Source organism: Williamsia serinedens, from assembly GCF_024171725.1.
Classification (GTDB): Bacteria; Actinomycetota; Actinomycetes; order Mycobacteriales; family Mycobacteriaceae; genus Williamsia_A; species Williamsia_A serinedens.
In genome coordinates, this window is the sequence record NZ_JAMTCG010000001.1 from 113,934 (window position 1) to 137,862 (window position 23,929).

The window sequence follows — 23,929 nt, forward strand, 5'->3', positions numbered from 1 at the left end:
GTCGCCGTCATGCAGGACGGCGAGGGCGTCAGTAGCGACTGTCCGGGCCGACCGTCGACAGCATCTCCGCACCGGAGCGGAAGCGACGCAGGTTCTCGGCGATCCACGGTGCGAGGGTCCGCGTCAGCCCGGACGACGGGTTGGCGACGTGCGGGGTCACGATGATCCTCGGGTCGTGCAGGATGGGGTCGTCGGGTGACGGCGGTTCGGGGTCGGTGACGTCGAGGGCGGCGCCGGCGATCGAGCCCGATCGGACGGCGTCGAGCAGGGCCGCCTGATCGACGAGCGTCCCGCGGGCGACGTTGACCACCCACGCGTGCGTCGGCAGGGCCGCCAGCGCCGCGACGCCGACCATGTGTCGCGTCTCCGCCGTCGACGGCGCAGCGACGACGACGTGGTCGACCCGGCCCCACACCTCGGCGAGCCTGTCGGCGGGAAGCGTCTGCGCGGCGCCGTCCACGGGCCGACCCGAGCGGTTCACCGCCACCACCTGCGCGCCGCACGCACGCAGACGCGGGATGAGGGACCGCGCGATCCCACCCGCCCCGAGGATGCCGACGGTCGACCCGTGCAGGGAGCGGACCGCGGTGTCGATGGGCTCTTTGTCCCAGCCGTCGCGGACGGCCTCGGGGACGCGGCGCAGACCGGCCAGCAGCAGCGCCAGAGCGTGTTCGGCGACGTTCTCGGCGTAGAAGCCCGACGCGTTCGTCCACACGCGGGCGTCGTCGATGATCCCGGCGTCGATGAACGCCTCGATCCCGGCCAGACGCAACGCCACCCACCGGACCGAGTCGGGCAGAGGCGGGAAGTCCTCGTGTCCGCCGAGCCACACCAGCACCTCGGCGTCGTCGAGGTCGACGAGGCGACCACCGGCGCCGGAGACGGCCGCGGCGATGTGCTCGTCGACCTCGGGCGCGATCGCGACGCGGGTCCCGTCGGTGCTCACGCGGCCGCCGCGATCAGTCGTCGACCGTGACCAGCGGGTAGACGCCGTTCTCGTCGTGCGTCTCGTTGCCGACGACGGGCGGGTTGAACACGCAGTACATGCGCAGCTCGGTGTCGGCGAAGACGGTGTGGCGGTCGTGCTTGTCGAGCAGGTACATCGTGCCCGGGCCGAGGGGGTACTCCTCGCCGGTCTCCCGGTCGAGCAGGCGACCGGTCCCCGAGATCAGCCAGACGGCCTCGATGTGGTTGGCGTAGTGGAACTCGTTCTCCGTACCCGCCTTGATGACCGTCTCGTGGTAGGAGAACCCGACCTTGTCACCGCCCAGGATGATCCGCTTGGACCGCCAGTTGCCGTTCTCGGCAACGATGTCGCGGTCGGTGTCGGTGATCTCGTCGAGGGTGCGGACGATCAAGGCGAACTCCTGTCGTGTCGGTGGTGGGGGACGTGCGGACGGATCGCTAGGAGACGACCTGGGCGGTCGCCTCGGCGAGGATGTCGAGGCCCTGGTCGAGTTCGTCGTCGGTGATGGTCAGCGGCGGCAGCAGCTTCACAACCTGGTCCTCCGGACCCGACGTCTCGGCGAGCAGGTGCCGGTCGAAGGCGAGCTGACAGACCTTGCCGGCGTGCTCGGGCGTGTCGAACACGAGGCCCTGGGCCATGCCGCGACCACGGGTCGACACGCCCTCGTGCTCGTCGGCGAGTCGGGCGAAGACGTCGTGGATCTTCTGGCCCTTGCGGATGGTCTCCTTCTCGAACGTGTCGTCGCCCCAGAAGTGGTCGACCGCGGTCTTCGCGGTGACGAACGCGGGGTTGTTGCCGCGGAACGTGCCGTTGTGCTCGGCCGGGCCCCAGATGTCGTGTTCACGCTTGAACAGCGTCAGAGCCATCGGCAGTCCATAGCCGCCGATCGACTTCGACAGCGTCACGATGTCGGGGGTGATCCCGGCGATCTCGAACGAGAAGAACGGGCCGGTGCGTCCGACGCCCATCTGGACGTCGTCGATGATCAGCAGGATCCCGTGGCGCTGGCACAGGTCGGCCAGGCCGCGCAACCACTCGGCGCGGGCGACGTTGACGCCGCCCTCACCCTGCACGGTCTCGACGATGACGCCGGCCGGCTTGTTGAAGCCACTGCCCGAGTCGGTGAGGATCCGCTCCATCCAGCCGAAGTCCTCGACGCAGCCGTCGAAGTAGTCGTCGAAGGGCATCGGGGTGGTGTGCACCAACGGGATGCCCGCGCCGGCGCGCTTCATCGAGTTGCCGGTGACCGACAGGGCGCCGAGCGTCATGCCGTGGAACCCGTTGGTGAAGTTCATGATCGCCTCGCGGCCGGTCACCTTGCGCGCGAGCTTGAGCGCCGCCTCGACCGTGTTGGTGCCCGTCGGACCGGGGAACATCACCTTGTAGTCCAGACCTCGCGGCGTGAGGATCTTGTCGGTGAAGCTCTGCAGGAACTCGCCCTTGGCGACGGTCATCATGTCGAGGCCGTGGGTGATCCCGTCGCGCGACATGTACTCGAGGAGGGCTTCCTTGAGCACCGGATGGTTGTGCCCGTAGTTGAGCGCACCCGCCCCGGCGAAGAAGTCGAGGTATCGCGTGCCCTCGCGGTCGGTCAACCACGACCCCGAGGCCGTGTCGAACACAGCGGGCCAGCCTCGGCTGTAGCTGCGGACCTCGGACTCACGGTCGGCGAAGATGTCGTCGGGAAAGCTCATCGGGGTTCCTCACTCGGGGTTCGGGACTCGGGCATCAGAACTGATCGCGCATCCACCACATTCCCGAGCGCCTGCGCTCGCGGGACCTGGCGGGACAGAGGTGTCCGCGCACGCGTGACGCGATGCGCGGGGGTCTGCGCGTCCGTACTGCAGGGGACGGACGCGGTCACCGTGGGCCTCAGCCGCGGGGCGCGATGGTGTAGAGGTCCTCGGGCTCGTGGGAGTCCGGGAAGTCCTCCGGCGCGAAGTAGTCGCGGCGGGTGATGGTCATGCCACGCTTCTCGGCGAACGAGGTGAACAGCGCCTGCGATGCCTCGTTGTCCGGGCTGATCGTGGTCTGCATGCGGGTGATCGCGTCCTCTTCGACGCGGTCCATCAGTGCGTTCAGCATGCGGCCGGCCAAGCCGAGGCCGCGCTGGTCGGCGTCGACGGCGACCTGCCACACCATGACGGTGTCGGGAGCCTGCGGACGGACGTACCCGGTGACGAAACCCACCACCCGGCCGTCGACCTCGGCGACCACCGTGGTGCGTGCGTAGTCCTGGCACCACAGCACGTAGGCGTAACTCGAGTTCAGGTCCAGGACCTTCGAGTCACGGGCGATCTCCCACAGCCGCACCCCGTCGGAGACGTCGGGGAGGCGAAACGTGACTTCCGGTGTCGTGGTCACTGAGGCGCCCATCTGTGCGGTTGGCATGGCACCAGCAAAGTTAACAACGGGTCACAGCGATGTCACCCGAGCTGGGGGAGAAGGCGGCTGCCCTCTCGGTAAAGGGGCAGTATATGGGGTCCGTGTGAGCCCTGTCACGGCGCACACCCGACGCCACCTGCGACGACGGGATCGTGGCGGGGAAGAATCGCGGCATGAGGATCATCGCGGGGGTCGCGGGCGGGCGTCTGGTCACCGCGCCGCCGGCCGGCACGCGACCCACGACCGACCGGGTGCGCGAGTCGCTGTTCGCGATGCTCGAGACCCGGATGGACCTCGACGGAGTGCGGGTGCTCGACCTCTATGCGGGTTCCGGGGCGCTCGCCCTCGAGGCGGTGTCGCGCGGGGCGGGCCACGCGACCCTCGTCGACTCCGACGCGAAGGCGGTGGCCGTCATCCGCGCCAACGCCCGCATCGTGGGTGCCGGCCCCGACGTCGTGACCGTGGTGCGGCGACGGGCCGACGCCTTCCTGCAGGCCGCGGCCGGCGACCCGTTCGACCTCGTGTTCTGCGACCCGCCGTACGACCTGCCCGCCGAGGTGGTCGATGGCCACGCGGCGCGTCTGGTCGAGAACGGCTGGCTGGCCCCGCGGGCGACCGTGGTGGTGGAGAGGTCTGCGCGCTCGCCCGCAACGACGTGGCCGGACGGTCTGGACGGCGACGGCGACCGCCGCTACGGCGACACCCGCGTGGAGTTCGCGCTGCTAGCGTGATCGGCCATGACGACAGCGGTGTGTCCCGGTTCGTTCGACCCGATCACCAGCGGCCATCTGTTCGTCGTGGAGCGCTGCGTCGAGCGCTTCGACGAGGTCGTCGTGCTGGTCACGGTGAACCCGTCGAAGAAGGGGATGTTCGACGTCGACCGGCGCGTCGCGCTCATCGAGGAGTGCACGGCACACCTGCCGGGCGTGCGCGTCGACTCCTGCGAGGGTCTGCTCGTCGACTACCTGACCCGGCGCGGCCTGACCACGATGGTCAAGGGTCTGCGCGGGCCCGTCGACTTCCAGTACGAGACCCCGATGGCCCAGATGAACCGCGAGCTCGCCGGTGTCGAGACGCTGTTCCTCCTCGGCGACCCCCGGCACGCCCACGTGTCCAGCTCGCTGGTGAAGGAGGTCGCCCGCCTGGGCGGCGACGTGAGCCCGTATGTCCCCGCGCCGGTCGCGGCAGCCATCGCCGACACGCTGCGCTGACCGACACACCCCGCCGCCTCCCGCGAAACTCGAGTCACAGACGGCACACTGTTCACACAGACACCACCAATCCCATCGCGGGTGGTGCGTCGACAGCCCGGACGAAGTGAGGTAGCCGTGTACCGCGTGTTCGAAGCTCTGGACGAACTGGGCGCCATCGTCGAGGAGGCGCGCGGCGTCCCGATGACGGCGGGATGCGTCGTCCCACGGGGTGACGTGCTCGAGCTCCTCGACGACGTCAAGGACGCCATCCCCGCCGAACTCGACGACGCGCAGGACGTGCTCGACCAGCGCGACAAGCTCGTCGGCGACGCCCGTGAGCACGCCGACACCACCGTCGCCGAGGCGACGTCGCAGGCCGACGCGATGGTGTCGCACGCCCGCGCCGAGGCCGACCGCATCCTGTCCGAGGCGAAGTCGCACGCCGACCGCATGGTCGCCGAGGCGCAGGCGCACGCCACCGACCTGATGGCCGACGCCACCGAGGAGGCCAAGCGGACCGCCGCCGGCGCCGCCCGCGAGTTCGAGGCGGTCACCGGGCGCGCCCGCGCCGAGGCCGCCCGCATGATCGAGTCGGGCAACGCCTCCTACGAGAAGTCCGTCGCCGAGGGCATCGCCGAGCAGCAGCGACTGGTCTCCGAGACCGAGGTCGTCGCGGCCGCGAAGTCCGAGGCCGACCGCATCATCGACGCCGCCCACGCCGAGTCCGACCGTCTGCGCGGCGAGTGCGACGTCTACGTCGACAACAAGCTCGCCGACTTCGAGGAGGTGCTCACCACCACGATGCGGTCGGTGAGCCGCGGTCGGCAGCAGCTGCGTACCGGCGCCGGCGTCCACGACTACGCCGACCACGCCGTGGACCTGCACGATCGCGAGTACCCGCACGGCGTCGCCGTCTGAGCGACGGCCCGACCGGACGCGTCTCGTCCTGTCGGTGATGCCGGGCGTGTGACGGGTGGGATGACCCCGCGAGTTCACGTATCGTTTCGCGCGTGTCCGACCAGCGAACCAGTTCGACGATGTCCCCCTTCGTCCTCGACATCCGGTCCCTCGGACGGCGCGCCGGGACGATGACCCAGGTGCACCGCACGGTGTCCTGTGACCACGCCATCGGGCTCGATCTGATCGGGATCCCCGCCGAGAGCGACATCGACCTCGACCTGAAGCTCGAGGCCGTGACCGAGGGTGTCCTCGTCACCGGCACGGTGAGCGGTGAGACCGCGGGGCAGTGCGCACGGTGCCTGGAGCCGCTCGGCGGGACGGTGACGGTGTTCCTCACCGAGCTCTACGCCTACCCCGACAGCACCACCGACCAGACGTCGGACGCCGACGACATCCACCGCATCAGCGACGACCACATCGACCTCGAGCAGGCCGTCATCGACGCCGTCGCCCTCGACCTGCCGATGGCGCCGTTGTGTCGGCCCGACTGCGCCGGCCTGTGCTCGGAGTGCGGCGTCCGCCTCGACGCCGCCGGCCCCGACCACGGCCACGAGGTCATCGACCCGCGCTGGGCCGCGCTCAAGGACCTCGCGACCGCCGACGGCCCCGGCGAGACGGGGGACGACACGGCGGGGGACGGGCCGGGGAGCGGTCGATGACCGACGTCGACGGTCGCACGGGCTCGCCGGCGCTCATCGCGGACCCGGCGCCGTTGCTCGCGGCCCTCGACGTGACCATCGCGCCCGACCTGCTGGTGCTCGCGCTCACCCACCGCTCGTACGCCTACGAGAACGGCGGCCTGCCCACCAACGAGCGGCTCGAGTTCCTCGGGGACTCGGTGCTCGGGGTCGTGGTGACCGAGCAGCTCTACCTCGACCACCCCGAGCGGCCCGAGGGTGAGCTCGCCAAGATCCGGGCGAGCGTGGTCAACATGTACGCCCTCGCCGACATCGCCCGTGGGCTGGGGGAGGGCGGCCTCGGCCGTCACATCCTGCTCGGTCGGGGTGAGGAGATGACCGGTGGTCGGGACAAGGCGAGCATCCTCGCCGACGGCATGGAGTCGATCCTCGGCGCGGTCTACCTCGACCACGGCTTCGAGGTCGCCCGCAGGGTCGTCCGCGCGTTGTTCGCCGAGTCCCTGGGCCGCGCCGCGGTCGCCGGCGCCGGGCTGGACTGGAAGACCTCGCTGCAGGAGCTGACCGCGGCGCGCGGACTCGGCGTGCCGTCGTACCGCATCACCTCGACCGGACCCGACCACGACAAGGTGTTCTCGGCGGTCGCCGTAGTCGGGGGCGAGGGCCACGGCGAGGGCTCGGGTCGGACGAAGAAGGAAGCCGAACAGAAGGCGGCCGCGGCGGCCTACGCCACGTTGACCGCCGACGCCGCCCCGGCCACGCCGGCCGTCGCCACGGGCGACTTCCCCGCGCCTCCCGCCTGAGGTGCCCGAGCTCCCCGAGGTCGAGGTGGTCCGGCGTGGGCTCGACGCGCACGTCGTCGGGCACGTGGTCGAGTCCGTCGCGATCGGTCATCCGCGGGCGGTGCGACGGCACCTCGCCGGCGCGACCGACCTCGCCGACGCCCTCACCGGCACCCGGATCGTCGCCGCGCGTCGACGTGGCAAGTATCTCTGGCTCGACGTCGCCGACGCGGCGACGTCCGCAGACGCACCCGGCGACATGGCCGTGGTCGTCCACCTCGGCATGAGCGGCCAGATGCTCGTCACCGACCCCGAGACGCCCGACCCGAAGCACCTGCACATCCGCGTCGGCCTCGACGACGGTCGCGAACTGCGATTCGTCGACCAGCGGACCTTCGGGGGTTGGTTCCTCGACGAACTCGTCGCACCGGCCGACGGTGGCACCGACACCGTGCCCGCATCGATCGCGCACATCGCCCGCGACCCGTTCGACCCCGCCTTCGACCGACGACAGGTCGTTACGACGTGGCGCGGCAAACACACCGAGATCAAGCGCGCCCTGCTCGACCAGACCGTCGTCAGCGGTGTCGGCAACATCTACGCCGACGAGTCCCTGTGGCGCAGCAGGATCCACGGCGCGCGGATGACCGACGCCCTCGGTCCCCGGGTGCTGGGCCGTCTGCTCGACGCCGCACGCGAGGTGATGGAGCAGGCGCTGGCGCAGGGCGGCACGTCGTTCGACGCGCTCTACGTGAACGTCAACGGCGCCTCGGGCTACTTCGACCGCTCACTGGACGCGTACGGCCGCGAGGGTCAGCCGTGTCCCCGGTGCGGAACCCCGATCCGGCGTGAGCAGTTCATGAACCGCAGCTCGTTCAGCTGCCCGCGGTGCCAGATCCGTCCGCGCGGCGCCTGATCGCACACCCGAGCACTCGTTCGCCTGGCGAAGGATAGCGTGCGCGGCGTCTCACCGCCCGTGAAGATCTCGTCAAGAACCCAGGTCACGGCGTCGAAAGCGCGTTAACGGCGCGGTGACGGCCCACTCGGACCGGCAGCATCGCCGATGCGAGCCGCCCGCCCCGGGTGGCCCTGTCCCCAGGAGTGACCGACGTGGCGGATTTCGCCTTCGTGGCAACGATCCTCGTGCTCTTCGCGCTGTGCGCGCTGACCCTGCGGGCCGTGGCGTCCCGGGTGTCGCGGTGACCCTCACCGGCACCATCACCGTCGTGGTGCTCGTCGTCGCCGCGGCCCTAGTGCTCTACCTCGTCGCCGCCCTCGTGTTCCCGGAGAGGTTCTGACACCGCTGTGAATCCCGCACTCGCCGCCACCCTCCAGGTCGGGGTGGTGGTCCTGATCCTCGCCCTGGCCTACGTGCCGCTGGGCGATTACATGGCCCGTGTCCTCACCTCGCCGCGACACCTGCGCGTGGAGAAGGTGCTGTACCGCGTCGTCCGCGTGGACGCCTCGCGACCGCAGACCTGGGTCGGCTACACCGCCGCGGTCCTCGGGTTCTCGCTCGTCGGCGTGCTGTTCCTCTATGCGCTGCAACGACTCCAGGCCGTCCTGCCGATGTCGGGCGGACGCCCGGACGTGCCGAGTGCGATGGCGTTCAACACCGCCGTCTCGTTCGTCACGAACACCAACTGGCAGTCCTACAGCCCCGAGGCCGTGATGGGGAACCTCGTGCAGGCCGGCGGGCTCGCCGTGCAGAACTTCCTCTCCGCGGCCGTCGGCATCGCCGTCGCTGTCGCACTCATCCGCGGGATCGTCGCGAAGACCGGAGGGGACGAGCTCGGCAACTTCTGGGTCGACCTCGTCCGCGCGACCCTGCGCATCCTGCTGCCGCTCTCGGTGCTGTTCGCCGTCCTGTTCCTCACCCAGGGTGTGGTCCAGTCGTTCCACTCCGGCTTCGACTTCACCAACCTCGACGGGTCGCAGGGACACGCGGTGGTGGGGCCCTTCGCGTCCCAGGAGGCCATCAAGGAACTCGGGACCAACGGCGGTGGATCGCTGGCCACGAACAGTGCGCACCCCTTCGAGAACCCGACGCCGCTGAGCAACATCGCGCAGATCATCGCCATCCTCCTCATCCCGATCTGCCTGACGCGCACCTACTCGACGCTGGTGCAGGACCGCCGTCAGGGTCTGACCATCCTCGGCGTCATGACGGCTCTGCTCGTCGTGATCTTCGCGATCACCGCGTCTTTCGAGGAGCACACCACCGGCGTCGCCGCCCGTGCGGCCGGCGCGATGATGGAGGGCAAGGAGCAGCGGTTCGGCATCCCGGCATCGGTGCTCTACGCCGTCGCCACCACCGGCACGTCGACCGGCGCGGTGAACTCCCAGCACGACAGCTTCTCGGCCGCCGGTGGTGGGGCGCTGATCTGGAACATGCTGCTCGGGGAGGTCGCGCCCGGCGGTGTCGGCACCGGCCTCTACGGCATCCTCGTGCTCGCGGTCATCGCCGTGTTCGTCGGCGGGCTGCTCGTCGGTCGCACACCGACGTTCCTGGGCAAGAAGATCGGCCAGCGCGAGATCACAATGGCGGCGTTGTCGATCCTGGTCATGCCTGCGCTGGTCCTAGTCGGCACGGGCATCACGATGACCCTCGCGTCGACGACAGGGTTCCAGGGCAACAGCGGCGACCCCGGGTCGCCCCAATCGGTGCACGGCTACTCGGAGGTGCTGTACGCCTTCGCCTCCGCGGCCAACAACAACGGCAGCGCGTTCGGCGGTCTCACCGTCACCAGCGACTGGTTCCAGACGTCCCTGGCCGTGGCGATGCTCCTGGGCCGCTTCCTGCCGATCGTGTTCACGCTCGCGCTCGCCGGACTGCTGGCGCGCCAGCGCCCCTCGCCGCCGTCGACGGCGACCCTGCCCACCCACGGGCTCCTGTTCGGCGGACTGCTCTTCGGCACCGTGGTGCTCGTCGCCGGACTCACCTTCTTCCCCGCGCTCGCGCTGGGACCGATCGCGGAGGCGATGCAGTGACCGTCACCGAACTCCCCGAGACCTCCTCTGCCCCGGCCGACCTGGCCGGGCACGGTTCCTTCTCGCCGCGGTCGCTGGTGACCGCGCTGCCGGATGCGGTCCGGGCGCTGACACCGCGCAAGCAGGTCCGCAACCCGGTCATGTTCGTCGTGTTCGTCGGCTCGATCGTCACCACGATCCTGGCGATCGTGCGACCGTCCGTGTTCGCCTGGGCCATCGCGTTCTGGCTGTGGTTCACCGTGGTGTTCGCCAACCTCGCGACGGCGGTCGCCGAGGGCCGCGGGAAGGCCCAGGCCGAGAGCCTGCGGAAGGTGAAGCGCGACACCGTCGCCCGCAAGCTCGGGTCCGACGGGTCGATCGTCGAGGTGTCCGGTTCCGACCTCACCATCGGCGACCGCATCGTCGTCGAGGCCGGCGAGACCATCGCCGGCGACGGCGACGTCGTGGAGGGCATCGCGACCGTCGACGAGTCGGCCATCACCGGCGAGTCCGCGCCCGTCGTCCGCGAGTCCGGCGGAGACCGCTGCGCGGTGACCGGCGGCACCGTCGTGCTCTCCGACCGCATCGTCGTGCAGATCACCACCAAGCCCGGGGAGTCGTTCGTCGACCGGATGATCGCCCTGGTGGAGGGTGCCTCGCGGAAGAAGACGCCCAACGAGATCGCGCTCGACATCCTGCTGGCGAGCCTGACGATCATCTTCCTGCTCGCGGTGGTCGCGATCGGCCCGGTGCAGCAGTACGGCGGACAGACACCCGACCCGATCAAGCTGATCGCGCTGCTCGTCTGCCTCATCCCGACCACCATCGGCGCGCTGCTGTCGTCCATCGGCATCGCGGGCATGGACCGGCTGGTGCAGCGCAACGTCCTGGCGATGTCGGGACGCGCGGTGGAGGCCGCCGGCGACATCGACACCCTGCTCATGGACAAGACGGGCACCATCACGTTCGGTAACCGTCGCGCCACCGCGGTGGTCCCGGCGCCCGACGTCTCCGTCGACGAGATCGCCCTGGCCGCATGCCGATCGAGCCTCGGCGACGACACCCCCGAGGGACGCAGCATCGTCGAGTTCTGCGCCGAGACCCACGGCGTGGACGTCGAGGCGATCCGCCCGGCGCCGGGCTCGGCGACGCTGGTGCCGTTCACAGCGCAGACGCGTATGAGCGGACTGGACCTCGCCGACGGAACGGCCCTGCGCAAGGGTGCCGCCGACGCGGTGATCTCCTGGGCCCGCTCGACCGGGTCCACCGTCCCGGACGCGGTCTCCGACCAGGTCGACGCGATCGCCACCGGCGGTGGTACCCCGCTCGTCGTCGGTGAACGCCGCGGCGATGACGCCGTGCGGGTGCTCGGTGTCATCGCCCTGTCCGACGTCGTGAAACCCGGTATGGCGCAGCGGTTCGCGCAACTGCGCGCGATGGGCATCCGCACGGTGATGGTCACCGGTGACAACCCGCGCACCGCGGCGGCCATCGCCGCCGAGGCCGGCGTCGACGACGTCATCTCCGAGGCGACGCCGGAGGACAAGCTCGAGGTGATCCGCGCCGAGCAGGCCGACGGCAAGCTCGTCGCGATGACCGGCGACGGGACCAACGACGCGCCCGCGCTCGCGCAGGCCGACGTGGGCCTGGCGATGAACACGGGCACGTCGGCCGCGAAGGAGGCCGGCAACATGGTCGATCTCGACTCCGACCCGACCAAGCTCATCGACGTGGTGGCGATCGGCAAGCAGCTGCTCATCACCCGCGGCGCGTTGACGACGTTCTCGCTCGCCAACGACCTGGCGAAGTACTTCGCGATCCTGCCCGCCCTGTTCAGCGGCATCTACCCGCAGCTCGACGGGCTCAACATCATGCGGCTGCACTCGGCGCAGTCGGCGATCACCTCGGCGGTGGTGTTCAACGCGCTGATCATCATCGCGCTGATCCCGCTGTCCCTGCGGGGTGTCGCCTACCGGCCGTCGTCGGCGTCGCGACTGCTCGGCCGCAACCTGCTCGTCTACGGCGTCGGCGGTGTCATCTCGCCGTTCGTGGGCATCTGGCTCATCGATCTCGTCGTCCGATTCATCCCGGGAATGGGGTAGTGGTGCTCGTCGTCAAGCAGGTCCTCCGTCAGGCGGTCGTCGGTCTCGCGGTGCTCGTCGCGCTCACCGTCGTCGTCGGGATCGCCTATCCCGCCGTCGTGTGGGGCGTCGCGCGGATCGCGCCGGGCGGCCCCGAGGGGTCGCGCGTCACCGACCGCGCCGGCTGCGAGGTCGGGTCGGCGCTGCTCGGCATCGACCCCCGCCCCGCGCGCGGTGCACCCGATCCCTATCTGCACGCGCGCGTCGTCGGGTCCGACGACGACCCGTTCGCCCCGGGTGACGCGTCGGCGTCGGCGGCGAGCCAGCAGGGTCCGTCCAGCGAGAAGCTGGCGCGGTGGATCCAGACCCGTCGCGCCGACATCGCCGCCCGCGAGGGGGTGTCGCCCGACCGTGTCCCGGTCGACGCGGTGACCGGGTCCGGGTCAGGACTGGACCCCGACATCAGCCCGGCCTACGCCGCCGTCCAGGTGCCGCGCATCGCCCGGGTCACCGGCAAGACCCAGGATCAGGTGCGTGCCGTGATCGCCGCCAACACCGACGGGCGTCAGCTGGGCTTCCTGGGGCAACCGACGGTGAACGTCCTGGGTGTGAACCGGGGGCTCGGCCTGACCGCGGGCAGGTGCGGGTAGCGCGGCATGAGTGACACAGCGGAAGATCAGGCGGTGTCCGCACCGACCGCATCGTCACGGGACGCCGACCGGCGCGGGACGCTGCAGATCTTCCTCGGCTGCGCCCCCGGCGTCGGCAAGACCTACGAGATGCTCGCGCAGGCGAAGACGCTGCTCGTCGAGGGCTCCGACGTCGTCGCCGCGATCGTCGAGACGCACGGTCGCAGCGCGACCGCCCAGATGGCCGACGGGATCGAGACCGTCCCGACCCGACCGGTGGAGCACCGCGGCACCGTGCTCCACGAACTCGACGTCGACGCGGTCCTGGCCCGCGACCCCGACGTGGTGCTCGTCGACGAGCTGGCGCACAGCAACCCGCCGGGGATGCGGAACGCCAAGCGGTGGGAGGACATCCGCGACCTGCTCGACGCCGGGATCGACGTGCTGTCCACGGTGAACATCCAGCACCTGGAGAGCCTCAACGACGTCGTCGCCGAGATCACCGGCGTCACGCAGCGCGAGACCGTTCCCGACGAGGTCGTCCGCGCGGCCGACTCGATCGAGTTGGTCGACATCGCACCCGAGGCGTTGCGACGCCGTCTCGCCGCGGGCAAGGTCTACAAGGGCGACCGCATCCAGGGTGCGCTGGTGAACTACTTCCGTCAGGGCAACCTGACGGCGCTGCGCGAGCTGGCACTGCTGTGGCTCGCCGACCGGGTCGACGACTCCCTCGCGGACTACCGGGCCCAGAACGCGATCACCGCGACGTGGGAGACCCGGGAACGCGTGGTCGTCGCGATCACCGGTGGCCCCGAGTCGGCGACGCTGCTGCGGCGCGCCAGCCGTATCGCGTCGCGCTCGAGCGCGGAGCTCATCGCGGTGCACGTCGTCCGCGGCGACGGTCTCCTCGACCGCCTGTCGGGGGAACTGCCCTCGCTGAAGGACCTCGCCGAGGGGTTCGGTGCGCGCATCCACACCGCCGTCGGCGACGACATCGCCGAGACCCTCCTCGACTTCGCGCGCGGAGTGAACGCGACCCAGCTGGTGCTCGGCACGTCGCGGCGGTCCCGGTGGGAGCGGTTGCTGTCGGAGGGCACCGGGGCCGCCGTGGTGCGCATGTCGGGCAAGATCGACGTGCACATGGTCACCCACGACCAGGCCCCGCGCCGCAATCCGCTCGACATCCGGCAGAGTCGTTTCCGCCGCCCGCTGACGTGGGTGTTCGCGGTGCTCGTGCCGTCCGCCGCGGCTGTGGTCATGTACTTCGCCGACGCGTGGATGGGATTCGCGACCGAGACCGCGGTCTTCTTCCTCGTGGTGCTCGCGATCTCGCTCCTCGGAGGCGTCGCGCCGGCGGCGCTGACCGCGATCGTCTCCGGCCTGCTGCTGAACTACTTCTTCACCGACCCCCGGTACAGCTTCACCATCGACAACACCGAGAACGCCTCGACGATCCTCGTGATGCTGGTGGTGGCGATCGCGGTCGCGGCCCTGGTCGACTCCGCGTCGCGGCGTCGTCGGGAGGCGTCGCGGGCGGCGGCCGAGGCCGAACTGCTCACGACGTTCGCCGGTGCGGTCCTGTCGGGGACGAGCCCGAGCACCCTTCTCGAGCTGGTGCGCGACACCTTCGGGCAGACGTCGGTGTCGGTGGTCCGACTGGCCGGCGATTCCGTCCCCGTCGTGGAGAACGCGGTCGGGACCGACCCCGCCACCCGGCCCGGGGACGCCGACACGGTGTGCACCGTCGCGTCGGGGGAGTACGCGATGCTGCTGTGCGGGCCCTCGCCGACGGGCCGTGACCGGCGTGTGCTGACGGCCGTCGCGACCCAGGCCGCCGGTGTGGTGGAACGTCGCCGGCTCGCCGAGGCCGCGTCGGAGGCGCGGGCCCTGGCCGAGACCGACAGGCTCCGCCGAGCACTGCTCTCGGCGGTCAGCCACGACCTGCGGACCCCGCTCGCGGCGGTGAAGGCCGCCGCCTCCAGTCTGCGCAGCACCGACGTCTCGTTCTCCCCGGAGGACACCGCGGAACTGCTCGCGACGATCGAGGAGTCGACGGATCACCTCACCGCCATCGTCGGCAACCTGCTCGACTCCTCGCGCCTCGCCGCGGGCGTCGTGCGCCCGCAGATGCGCCACGTGTACCTCGGCGAGGTGGTCGGACGGGTGTTGGTGGGCATGGCCAGCTACGCGACGACCGCCACCGACCGGGTCCGCGTCGAGGGCGGCCACGTCCTCGTCTGGGCCGATCCGGTGTTGCTGGAACGAGTTCTGGCGAACCTCGTCGACAACGCGCTGCGCCACTCCGGCGACGCGACGGTGACGGTCCGCGCCGAACCGGACGAGCCGAGCGGCGGGGGCGACGACACGACGACGAGCGCCTCGCGTCGGGTGCGGGTGCTCGTCGTGGACCACGGCGTCGGCATCGACGAGGGCGACCGCGCCGCGGTGCTCGCGGCCTTCCACCGCCTCGGCGACCAGAACGCGAGTTCCGGTGTGGGGCTGGGCCTGTCGGTGGCGTCGGGGTTCACCGAGGCGATGGGCGGGCAGCTCGAGGTCGTCGAGACGCCGGGCGGCGGGTCCACCATGGTGGTCGACCTGCCCGCCGACGCGACCACCGACCCCACCGCCGAGGACGGTGGGGCGGACGACTCCGACGGGACACTCGGGTCCCCCCGGCGAGAGGATGTGCAGGGTGTCGCAACCACCGGCCCCTGACCCCGTGCGCGTGCTCGTCGTCGACGACGAGCCGCAGATCCTGCGTGCCCTGCGGATCAACCTGCGCGCGCGAGGGTTCGAGGTCACGACCGCGTCGACCGGTGCCGGCGCGTTGCGGGCCGCGGCCCAGACCGACCCGCAGGTCGTCATCCTCGATCTCGGGCTCCCCGACATGGACGGCATGGCCGTGCTGTCCGGCCTGCGCGGCTGGACGACGGTGCCGGTCATCGTCCTGTCCGCGCGGGTGGACTCCGCGGACAAGGTCGATGCTCTCGACGCCGGCGCCGACGACTACGTCACCAAGCCGTTCGGCATGGAGGAGTTGCTCGCCCGCCTGCGGGCCGCCGTCCGGCGCGCGGCTGCCCCGGCACCGGGCGCCGAGGTGCCGGTCGTGGACGCCGGGTCGTTCGTCGTGGACCTGACGGCCAAGATCGTCACGCGCGACGGCGAACCGGTGCACCTGACCCCGACCGAGTGGGGCGTGCTGGAGATGCTGGTGCGCAACGAGGGCAAGCTCGTCGGGCAGCGGGAACTGCTGCACGAGGTGTGGGGACCCTCGTACCACTCTCAGACCCATTATCTCCGTGTGTATCTCGCGGGTCTGCGTCGCAAGCTGGAACCGGACCCCGCCCGCCCGCGGCATCTCCTCACCGAGGCGGGCATGGGGTATCGCTTCGTGCGCTGAGGGCGGACGCGCCCGGAGTGCCGGAATCGCCGCCCCGAGGACCGTGTTGACTGCTGGCATGAGCGCAGAGAACACCGCACCCGCCGCCACCGAGCTCTGGGTGGAGCGGACCGGCACCCGTCGCTACGTCGGGCACAGTTCGCGCGGGGCCACCGTCGAGGTCGGCTCGGTCGACGTCGACGGCGTGTTCACCCCCGGCGAACTGTTGAAGATCGCCCTCGCCGCGTGCACGGGCATGAGCTCCGACGCGACCCTCGCCCGTCGCCTCGGGGACGACTACGCCGCGACCGTGCGCGTCTCCGGGGACGCCGACCGCGAGAACGAGGTGTACCCGCACCTGCAGGAGTCCCTCGAGCTCGACCTGTCGGACCTCGACGCGGCAGCCCTCGACCGGCTGCTCACCGTGGTACGCCGCTCCGTCGACGCCAGCTGCACCGTCGGCCGCACCCTGAAGGCCGGCACGACCGTCGACCTCGACATCCCCACGCCGTGACCACGCCGGCCGGGTCCACCCGCCTCACCGCCTGGGTGCACGGACACGTCCAGGGCGTCGGGTTCCGCTGGTGGACGCGCTCACGGGCGCTGGAACTCGGACTGACCGGGTACGCGGCCAACCAGGCCGACGGTCGGGTGCTCGTCGTCGCCGAGGGCACGCCCGACGCGACCGCCCGGCTCCTGGAACTGCTGCGGGGCGGTGAGACGCCGGGGCACGTCGACCTCGTCGTCGACGACACCGCGCCCGCGACCGGCGAGTTCACCGGGTTCGTCGAACGCTGACGCCCACCGCGGTGTCGCGCGGCGTTCACCCTGTGGTCGCCCGTGCGATTACCCTCTACCGTCGTGCACCTGAAGAGCCTGACGTTGAAGGGGTTCAAGTCCTTCGCGTCGGCCACGACCCTCCGGTTCGAACCGGGGATCACCTGCGTCGTCGGCCCCAACGGCTCCGGGAAGTCGAACGTCGTCGACGCGCTCAGTTGGGTGATGGGGGAGCAGGGCGCAAAGGCCCTGCGCGGCGGGAAGATGGAGGACGTCATCTTCGCCGGCACCTCCGGTCGCGCCCCGCTGGGCCGGGCCGAGGTGACACTGACCATCGACAACGCCGACGGCGCCCTCCCCATCGACTACTCCGAGGTCTCGGTGACGCGGCGCATGTTCCGCGACGGAGCCGGTGAGTACGAGATCAACGGCAGCACATGCCGCCTCATGGACGTGCAGGAGCTGCTCAGCGACTCCGGCATCGGGCGCGAGATGCACGTCATCGTCGGCCAGGGGCGGCTCTCGGCGATCCTCGAGTCCCGTCCCGAGGACCGCCGCGCCTTCATCGAGGAGGCCGCCGGCGTCCTCAAGCACCGCAAGCGCAAAGAGAAGGCCGTCCGCAAGCTCGAGTCCATGCAGGCCAACCTGGCCCGGCTGACCGATCTCACCGACGAGCTGCGTCGCCAGCTCAAGCCGCTCGGCCGGCAGGCCGAGGTGGCCCGGCGCGCGGCCACCGTCCAGGCCGACCTGCGCGACGCGCGACTGCGCCTCGCCGCCGACGACCTCGTCACCCTGCGGGCGTCCCGCGCCGACCGGGACGCCGTCGAGGCGCAGATCCGAGAACGCTCCGACGCCGTCGCCGCCGCGCTCGACGCCGCGACCGCCGAGATGACCGGCCACGAGGAGAAGGTCGCCGCGATCGCGCCCGCCGCGCAGGCCGCCGCGGCGAGCTGGTTCCGACTGTCCGCACTCGCCGAACGCATCGACGCGACACGCCGGGTGGCCGCGGAACGGTCCCGGCACCTCGCCGAGCCGGTGGTCGTCGAGGCGGGTCGCGACCCCGACGAGCTCGACGCCGCGGCACAGGCGGCCGCCGAGGACGAGGCCATCCGCACCGAGGCCGTCGAGGAGGCGCAGGACACGCTCGAGTCGGCACGGGCGGCCCTGCAGGCCGCCGAGTCGGTCGCGAGCGAGGCCGAGCGCGCCCACCTGGCCGCGGTGCGTGCCGTCGCCGACCGTCGCGAGGGTCTCGTCCGGCTGGAGGGTCAGGTGACCACTCTCGCCGCGCGGGTCGAGTCGGCCGAGGCCGAGGACACGCGGCTGTCGGAGGCGATCGTCGAGGCCGCCCAGCGCGCCGACGAGGCGCAGCGCGAGTTCGACGCGGTGCAGGCGCGGGTGCCGGAGCTCGACGCAACCGAGAAGGGTCTCGACGAGCACCACGAACGGACCGTCGCCGCGCTCGACGCCGCGAACGCCCGCGTCACCGAACTGCAGGCCGCCGAACGCGCCGCCGAACAGCAGGTGGCGTCGCTCACGGCGCGCATCGACGCACTCTCGACGGGCCTGAGTCGTCGCGACGGCGGCGCCTGGCTCCTCGCCGACGGCCATGGCATCGACGGGCTGCGCGGTGCGCTGGCCGACGTGCTGCGGATCGAACCCGGGTACGAGACCGCGGTCGCCGCCGCACTCGGCCCGGCCGAGGACGCCGTCGCCGCGACCGACCACGGGGCCGCGCACACGGCGCTGCGCCGGCTGAAGGAGGCCGACGCGGGCCGGGCCGTTCTCGTCGTGGGTGGACTCCCGCGGCACCGTCCGGCGCGGACGGTGACCCTGCCGGTCGGGGCCCGATGGATCGCCGACCTCGTCCGCGCCCCCGACGACGTGCAGGGCGCGATGGACCTCGTCCTCGCGCAGACGGTCGTCGCCGACGACCTCGACGTCGCGACACGGATCGCCCGCGACGCCGCGGACGCCGGTGACCGGCTGCTCGTGGTCACCCGCGACGGCGACGTGGTGGGGCCAGGGTGGCTCAGCGGTGGCTCGGACCGACGCCCGTCCGCTCTCGAGCTGCAGGCCGAGATCGACTCCGCCGAGGCGGATCTCGTCATCGCGCGGCACCGCTGCGAGGAGCTGTCCGCGGCACTGTCGGGTGCTCTCGCCGACCAGGAGGCCCGCCGACTGGCCGCCGACGACGCGGTCACCGCGCTGCACGAGTCCGACGCGGCGGTCGGTGCCGTCTACGAGCAACTCGCCCGCCTGGGTCAGGCGGTGCGCGCCGCGCACGGCGAGGCCGAGCGCCTGTCGGTGCGTCGCGCCGCGGTCGAGTCGAACCGGGCGACCGCCGTCGCCGAGCTCGCCGAGATGGAGCGCCGTCTGCAGGCCGCGAACGTCGACCCCGACGACACCGTGACCGACACCGGCGCCGACGCCGAGCGCGCGGCTGCGGCTGCGGCCGTCGCCGACGCGCGGTCGGAGGAGACCGACGCGCGCCTGGCGCTGCGGACGGCCGAGGAGCGGCTCGCCTCCGTCCGCGGTCGCGCCGACCAGCTGCGTCGCTCGGCCGCAGCCGAGCGCGAGTCCCGAGCCCGCGCCGAACGGCAGAACGCCGCGCGTGCCCGCGCCGCCGAGGTGGCCGCCGCCGTGGTCGCGGCGTGCGACGCGATCGACGGTCGCCTCCGCGGGTCGGTCTCCGCCGCCCAGGACATCCGCGACCGGCTCGAGGCCGCGCGCACGCAGCGGTCCACGCAACTCGACGTCGCCCGCCGCCGCGTCGCCGAGCTGACGACCGAGCTGGCCGGTCTGCGCGAGGAACTCCACGCCGACGAGGTCGCCCGTGCCCAGCTCGCCCTGCGCGTCGAGCAGCTCGAGGCGCAGATCATGGAGACGTGGTCCATCGGCCCCGACGACCTCGTCGCCGAGTACGGACCCGACGTGCCGCTGCCGCCGAGCGCGCTGGAGATCGCCGAGTACGAGCAGGCCAAGGAGCGGGGCGAGATCGTCGTCGCGCCCGCGCCCCTGCCGTACGACCGGGCCACGCAGGAGCGCCGCGCGAAGACGGCGCAGAAGGACCTCACCGCCCTGGGCAAGGTGAACCCGTTGGCGCTCGAGGAGTTCGCCGCCCTGGAGGAGCGCTACACGTTCCTCTCCACCCAGCTCGAGGACGTGCGCAACGCCCGCCGCGACCTGCTCGACGTCGTCGCCGAGGTCGACGAGACGATCCTGCGCGTCTTCACCGAGGCCTACGCCGATGTCGAGCGGGAGTTCGTCGAGGTGTTCCGCACGCTGTTCCCCGGCGGCGAGGGCCGGCTGATCCTCACCGACCCGGGTGACATGCTCACGACCGGCATCGAGGTGGAGGCCCGCCCGCCGGGCAAGAAGGTCAAGCGCCTGTCGCTGCTGTCCGGTGGCGAGAAGTCGCTCACCGCGATCGCGATGCTCGTCGCGATCTTCCGGGCCCGGCCGTCCCCCTTCTATGTGATGGACGAGGTCGAGGCCGCCCTCGACGACACCAACCTGCGGCGGTTGATCCGACTCTTCGAGCAGCTCCGCGAGCGGTCGCAGCTCATCGTCATCACGCACCAGAAGCCGACGATGGAGATCGCCGACGCGCTCTACGGCGTCAGCATGCAGGGCGACGGCATCACCACCGTCATCTCCCAGCGCCTGCGTGGCGTCGACACGGGTGTCGCGGTCCGGTGACCGACACGGGTGTGGCGGTCCGGTGACCGACACGGGTGTCGCGGCCCGCTGACGCCGCACCCCCGCCGCGGTGACACCATGAACGGGTGAGCACCGAACTGATCGTCGTGATCGCGGTCGCGGTCGTCGCGGTCCTCCTCGTCGCCCTCGTCGTCGGCCTCGTCATCGGTCGACGTCGTCGGATCTCGCTGCGGGAGGCCGACACCGACACCACCCCGCGCCAGGTGGACCGATCCGGGTCCTACCAGGCCGGCGGCGGTTTCTCCTTCACCCAGGGCGGTACCGCCACCGACGAGGACCCGACCCCGCCGCCGACCGGTGACGCCACCGACCTGCTGCCCGAGCGCACCGACACCGACGGGCAGCCGCGTGTCGGCGACGACGCGGCGATACCGCGAGACGCTCCGAAGCGCTCGTTCACCGATCTGTCCCTCCCCGACGCCGACGTCCCCGTCGACCCCACGCCCCCCGTCACGCAGCCGGTTCCGGAGACGCCGCCGGTGGTCGAGCGGCCGTCGGCACCCGACGAGGTCGTCGTGCCGGACGACGCGGCGTCCCTCGACGAGCGGGTGCCGCAGCGCGACGTCATCGAGCCCGTCGAGGGACGTCTCACGCGCCTGCGCGGACGACTCGCCCGCTCCCAGTCGACGTTCGGCAAGGGCGTCCTCGGACTTCTCGGCGGCGGTGACCTCGACGAGGAGTCGTGGGAGGAGGTCGAGGACATCCTGCTCTCGGCCGACCTGGGGTCGACGACGACGACGGCCATCGTCGAGCGTCTGCGCACCGGGCTGGCCGAGTCGTCGGTGCGGACCGCCGCCGGCGCCCGCGAGGTGCTGCGCACCGTCCTCGTCGACGAACTCCTGCCCGGCATGGACCGCTCGATCCGCGCGCTGCCGCACGCCGAGACGCCCGCCGTGCTGCTCGTCGTCGGGGTGAACGGCACCGGCAAGACCACGACCGTGGGCAAGTTGGCCCGCGTGCTCGTCGCCGACGGTCGCCGGGTCCTGCTCGGTGCGGCCGACACGTTCCGCGCCGCCGCCGCCGACCAGTTGCAGACCTGGGGTGAGCGCGTCGGTGCGACCACCGTGCGCGGCAAGGAGGGGGCGGACCCGGCGTCGGTGGCCTTCGAGGCCGTGGCGAGTGGGGTCGCCGACGGCGTCGACGTCGTCGTCGTGGACACCGCGGGACGTCTGCACACCAAGACCGGTCTCATGGACGAGCTGGGCAAGGTGAAGCGCGTCGTGGAGAAGAAGGCCACCGTCGACGAGGTGCTGCTCGTCCTCGACGCGACGACCGGCCAGAACGGGCTCACCCAGGCCAAGGTGTTCGGCGACGTCGTCGACATCACGGGCGTGGTCCTCACCAAGCTCGACGGCACCGCGAAGGGCGGCATCGTGTTCCGCGTCCAGCGCGAACTCGGCGTGCCGGTGAAGCTGGTCGGGCTGGGGGAGGGTGCCGACGACCTCGCGCCGTTCGAACCGGGCGCCTTCGTCGACGCCCTGCTCGGCTGAACCGCACGCCTGCGGCACTCGCTGATTAGCCGCCCGAACGGGTTTCGTGACCTGCGACGATACATGGACGTCATCTGGTCGGCCGTTCCGTTCACACCCGAGAAACATGGGGTAGCCACCACCGAAACATGCGGATAGCAACCTCCTTGCAGATCGAAGCCGGATGACCCGCCTCGGGACAGCCGGTGTGACACGAGGAGGAATTGGTGGCTTACCCCGCAATGGGTGTCCCGGATGCCGGAGACACCGCCTGGATGCTCGCGAGCTCTGCGCTCGTGTTGCTGATGACCCCAGGTCTGGCGTTCTTCTACGGCGGCATGGTGCGCGCCAAGAACGTCCTCAACATGATCATGATGAGCGTCTCGTCCATGGGCATCGTCACCGTGTTGTGGGCGCTGTACGGCTTCTCGTTCGCGTTCGGCGAGGACAAGGGCGGCGTGATCGGTGACCCCGGTCAGTACTTCGGGCTCAAGGGCGTCATCAGCGGGAACGGCGCGGCCGCCGTCGCCGCAGACGCCGCCACCGGCACGGAGGCATCCGACGCGGTCAACATCCCGCTGTTCGGCACCCTGCCGCTGTCGGTGTTCGTCATGTTCCAGCTGATGTTCGCCATCATCACCGTCGCGCTGGTCTCCGGTGCCGTCGCCGACCGCATGAAGTTCAGCGCGTGGGCCGCCTTCACCGTCCTCTGGTCGACGATCGTGTACTTCCCCGTCGCGCACTGGGTGTTCGCCTTCGACGGCTACACCGGTGAGCACGGCGGGTGGATCGCCAACAAGCTCAAGGCGATCGACTTCGCCGGTGGTACCGCGGTCCACATCAACGCCGGTGTCGCGGGCCTCGTGCTGGCCATCCTCCTCGGCAAGCGCCGCGGCTGGCCGCAGACGCCGATGCGCCCGCACAACCTGCCCTTCGTCATGCTCGGCGCCGGACTGCTGTGGTTCGGCTGGTACGGCTTCAACGCCGGGTCGGCCACCTCGTCCAACGGCACCGCGGGAACCACGTTCCTCACCACCACCGTCGCGACCGCCGCGGCCATGCTCGCCTGGCTGGTCGTCGAGGTCATCCGCGACGGCAAGGCCACCTCGCTCGGTGGCGCCTCCGGCGTCGTCGCCGGCCTGGTCGCGATCACGCCGTCCTGTTCGTCGGTCAACGTGCTCGGCGCGCTCGTCATCGGTGTCGTCGCCGGAGCGATCTGTGCGCTCGCGGTCGGCCTGAAGTTCAAGCTCGGCTTCGACGACTCGCTCGACGTCGTGGGCGTCCACCTCGTCGGTGGTCTCATCGGCACGCTGCTCGTCGGCCTGGTCGCCACGCACCAGGCACCCGCAGCGGTCGACGGCCTCTTCTACGGCGGCGGGTTCGACCAGCTGTGGCGTCAGGCGGTCGGCGCGTTCTCCGTGCTCGCCTACTCGGCGGTCGGAACTGCCATAATCGGGCTGATCATCAAGTTCACCATCGGCCTGCGGATCGATCCCGAAGCAGAGGCCGAGGGTGCCGACGAGTCGCAGCACGCGGAGTCCGCGTACGACTTCGCCGCACTCGGCGGGACCTCGGGAACCAGCGCGTTGAGCCAGAGCGGTCTCGCTCTCGGCAAGGAGGGATGAGCAAGTGAAACTGGTCACAGCAATCGTCAAGCCGTTCACACTCGAGGACGTCAAGACCGGACTCGAGCAGGCCGGTGTGCTCGGCATGACGGTCAGCGAGGTCCAGGGCTACGGCCGGCAGAAGGGCCACACCGAGGTCTACCGCGGCGCGGAGTACTCGGTGGACTTCGTCCCCAAGGTCCGTGTCGAGGTGGTCGTCGACGACGCCGCCGTCGACAAGGTCGTCGACGTGATCGTCGAGGCCGCCCGGACCGGCAAGATCGGCGACGGCAAGGTGTGGGTGTCCCCGGTGGACTCGGTCGTGCGCGTGCGCACGGGCGAGCGCGGCGCAGACGCGCTGTAAGAGGCACCGACACC

22 protein-coding genes are annotated in these 23,929 nt (G+C 71.2%); 18 read left to right on the forward strand and 4 right to left on the reverse strand.

All coding sequences use genetic code 11. The features are described from left to right. Positions 1–28: 28 nt before the first annotated feature. The 4 genes from LX12_RS00495 to ectA form a co-directional block, all read right to left on the reverse strand. Positions 29–946 carry a D-isomer specific 2-hydroxyacid dehydrogenase family protein gene (locus LX12_RS00495; RefSeq protein WP_253652556.1) on the reverse strand — a complete coding sequence of 306 codons (918 nt, stop codon included), beginning with the start codon at positions 944–946 and terminating at the stop codon, positions 29–31. A 13-nt stretch (positions 947–959) separates the two neighbouring features. Beyond that, on the reverse strand, positions 960–1,358 hold the full coding sequence (locus LX12_RS00500) for an ectoine synthase (protein ID WP_253652557.1): 399 nt from the start codon (positions 1,356–1,358) through the stop codon (positions 960–962). 46 nt (positions 1,359–1,404) lie between these two features. Next, on the reverse strand, positions 1,405–2,661 hold the full coding sequence (gene ectB / locus LX12_RS00505; RefSeq protein ID WP_253652558.1) for a diaminobutyrate--2-oxoglutarate transaminase: 1,257 nt from the start codon (positions 2,659–2,661) through the stop codon (positions 1,405–1,407). A 178-nt stretch (positions 2,662–2,839) separates the two neighbouring features. Further along, on the reverse strand, positions 2,840–3,358 hold the full coding sequence (ectA, locus tag LX12_RS00510) for a diaminobutyrate acetyltransferase (protein ID WP_253652559.1): 519 nt from the start codon (positions 3,356–3,358) through the stop codon (positions 2,840–2,842). Between the two features lie 167 nt (positions 3,359–3,525). Here ectA and rsmD point away from each other — a divergent pair, with 167 nt between their 5' ends. The 18 genes from rsmD (at position 3,526) to LX12_RS00600 (ending at position 23,915) form a co-directional block, all read left to right on the forward strand. Beyond that, a complete protein-coding gene (gene rsmD, locus LX12_RS00515; protein ID WP_253652560.1) occupies positions 3,526–4,083 on the forward strand; it encodes a 16S rRNA (guanine(966)-N(2))-methyltransferase RsmD in 558 nt (185 codons plus the stop codon). Positions 4,084–4,089: 6 nt separating this feature from the next. Continuing rightward, positions 4,090–4,563, forward strand: coding sequence for a pantetheine-phosphate adenylyltransferase (gene coaD, locus LX12_RS00520; RefSeq protein WP_253652561.1), 474 nt, complete (start codon positions 4,090–4,092; stop codon positions 4,561–4,563). A 117-nt stretch (positions 4,564–4,680) separates the two neighbouring features. Next, positions 4,681–5,463, forward strand: coding sequence for a DivIVA domain-containing protein (locus LX12_RS00525; protein WP_253652562.1), 783 nt, complete (start codon positions 4,681–4,683; stop codon positions 5,461–5,463). Between the two features lie 119 nt (positions 5,464–5,582). Next, the gene (locus tag LX12_RS00530) at positions 5,583–6,164 is read left to right on the forward strand and encodes a YceD family protein (RefSeq protein ID WP_253653117.1); all 582 of its coding nucleotides are present in this window, start codon (positions 5,583–5,585) and stop codon (positions 6,162–6,164) included. After that, entirely contained in the window at positions 6,161–6,943 is a 783-nt protein-coding gene (gene rnc, locus LX12_RS00535; RefSeq protein ID WP_253652563.1) for a ribonuclease III, read from the forward strand. Before LX12_RS00530 ends, rnc begins: the two co-directional genes overlap by 4 nt. A 1-nt stretch (position 6,944) precedes the next feature. Continuing rightward, positions 6,945–7,838 (forward strand): bifunctional DNA-formamidopyrimidine glycosylase/DNA-(apurinic or apyrimidinic site) lyase, encoded by an 894-nt coding sequence (gene mutM / locus LX12_RS00540; protein ID WP_253652564.1) that lies wholly within the window; start codon positions 6,945–6,947, stop codon positions 7,836–7,838. A 283-nt stretch (positions 7,839–8,121) separates the two neighbouring features. Beyond that, entirely contained in the window at positions 8,122–8,220 is a 99-nt protein-coding gene (locus LX12_RS22135) for a potassium-transporting ATPase subunit F (protein ID WP_253652565.1), read from the forward strand. A gap of 7 nt (positions 8,221–8,227) precedes the next feature. Beyond that, positions 8,228–9,913 carry a potassium-transporting ATPase subunit KdpA gene (kdpA, locus tag LX12_RS00550; RefSeq protein WP_253652566.1) on the forward strand — a complete coding sequence of 562 codons (1,686 nt, stop codon included), beginning with the start codon at positions 8,228–8,230 and terminating at the stop codon, positions 9,911–9,913. Between the two features lie 41 nt (positions 9,914–9,954). Continuing rightward, positions 9,955–11,994, forward strand: a complete 2,040-nt coding sequence (gene kdpB, locus LX12_RS00555) for a potassium-transporting ATPase subunit KdpB (protein ID WP_253653118.1) — start codon at positions 9,955–9,957, stop codon at positions 11,992–11,994. Next, positions 11,994–12,623 (forward strand): potassium-transporting ATPase subunit C, encoded by a 630-nt coding sequence (locus tag LX12_RS00560; RefSeq protein WP_253652567.1) that lies wholly within the window; start codon positions 11,994–11,996, stop codon positions 12,621–12,623. Before kdpB ends, LX12_RS00560 begins: the two co-directional genes overlap by 1 nt. Positions 12,624–12,629: 6 nt before the next feature. After that, positions 12,630–15,317, forward strand: coding sequence for a DUF4118 domain-containing protein (locus LX12_RS00565; RefSeq protein ID WP_372504887.1), 2,688 nt, complete (start codon positions 12,630–12,632; stop codon positions 15,315–15,317). Beyond that, on the forward strand, positions 15,295–16,002 hold the full coding sequence (locus LX12_RS00570; protein ID WP_308213947.1) for a response regulator: 708 nt from the start codon (positions 15,295–15,297) through the stop codon (positions 16,000–16,002). The genes LX12_RS00565 and LX12_RS00570 overlap by 23 nt, the downstream gene beginning before the upstream one ends. 58 nt (positions 16,003–16,060) lie before the next feature. Next, positions 16,061–16,495 (forward strand): OsmC family protein, encoded by a 435-nt coding sequence (locus tag LX12_RS00575; RefSeq protein WP_253652569.1) that lies wholly within the window; start codon positions 16,061–16,063, stop codon positions 16,493–16,495. Continuing rightward, positions 16,492–16,779 (forward strand): acylphosphatase, encoded by a 288-nt coding sequence (locus tag LX12_RS00580; protein WP_253652570.1) that lies wholly within the window; start codon positions 16,492–16,494, stop codon positions 16,777–16,779. Before LX12_RS00575 ends, LX12_RS00580 begins: the two co-directional genes overlap by 4 nt. Positions 16,780–16,842: 63 nt before the next feature. Beyond that, a complete protein-coding gene (smc, locus tag LX12_RS00585; RefSeq protein WP_253652571.1) occupies positions 16,843–20,457 on the forward strand; it encodes a chromosome segregation protein SMC in 3,615 nt (1,204 codons plus the stop codon). Positions 20,458–20,543: 86 nt separating this feature from the next. Continuing rightward, positions 20,544–21,968, forward strand: coding sequence for a signal recognition particle-docking protein FtsY (gene ftsY / locus LX12_RS00590; RefSeq protein WP_253652572.1), 1,425 nt, complete (start codon positions 20,544–20,546; stop codon positions 21,966–21,968). 221 nt (positions 21,969–22,189) lie between these two features. Beyond that, positions 22,190–23,572: an ammonium transporter gene (locus LX12_RS00595; protein WP_253653120.1), complete on the forward strand. Its 1,383-nt coding sequence runs from the start codon at positions 22,190–22,192 to the stop codon at positions 23,570–23,572. Positions 23,573–23,576: 4 nt separating this feature from the next. Next, a complete protein-coding gene (locus LX12_RS00600; RefSeq protein ID WP_253652573.1) occupies positions 23,577–23,915 on the forward strand; it encodes a P-II family nitrogen regulator in 339 nt (112 codons plus the stop codon). The last annotated feature ends 14 nt before the right edge of the window (positions 23,916–23,929 follow it).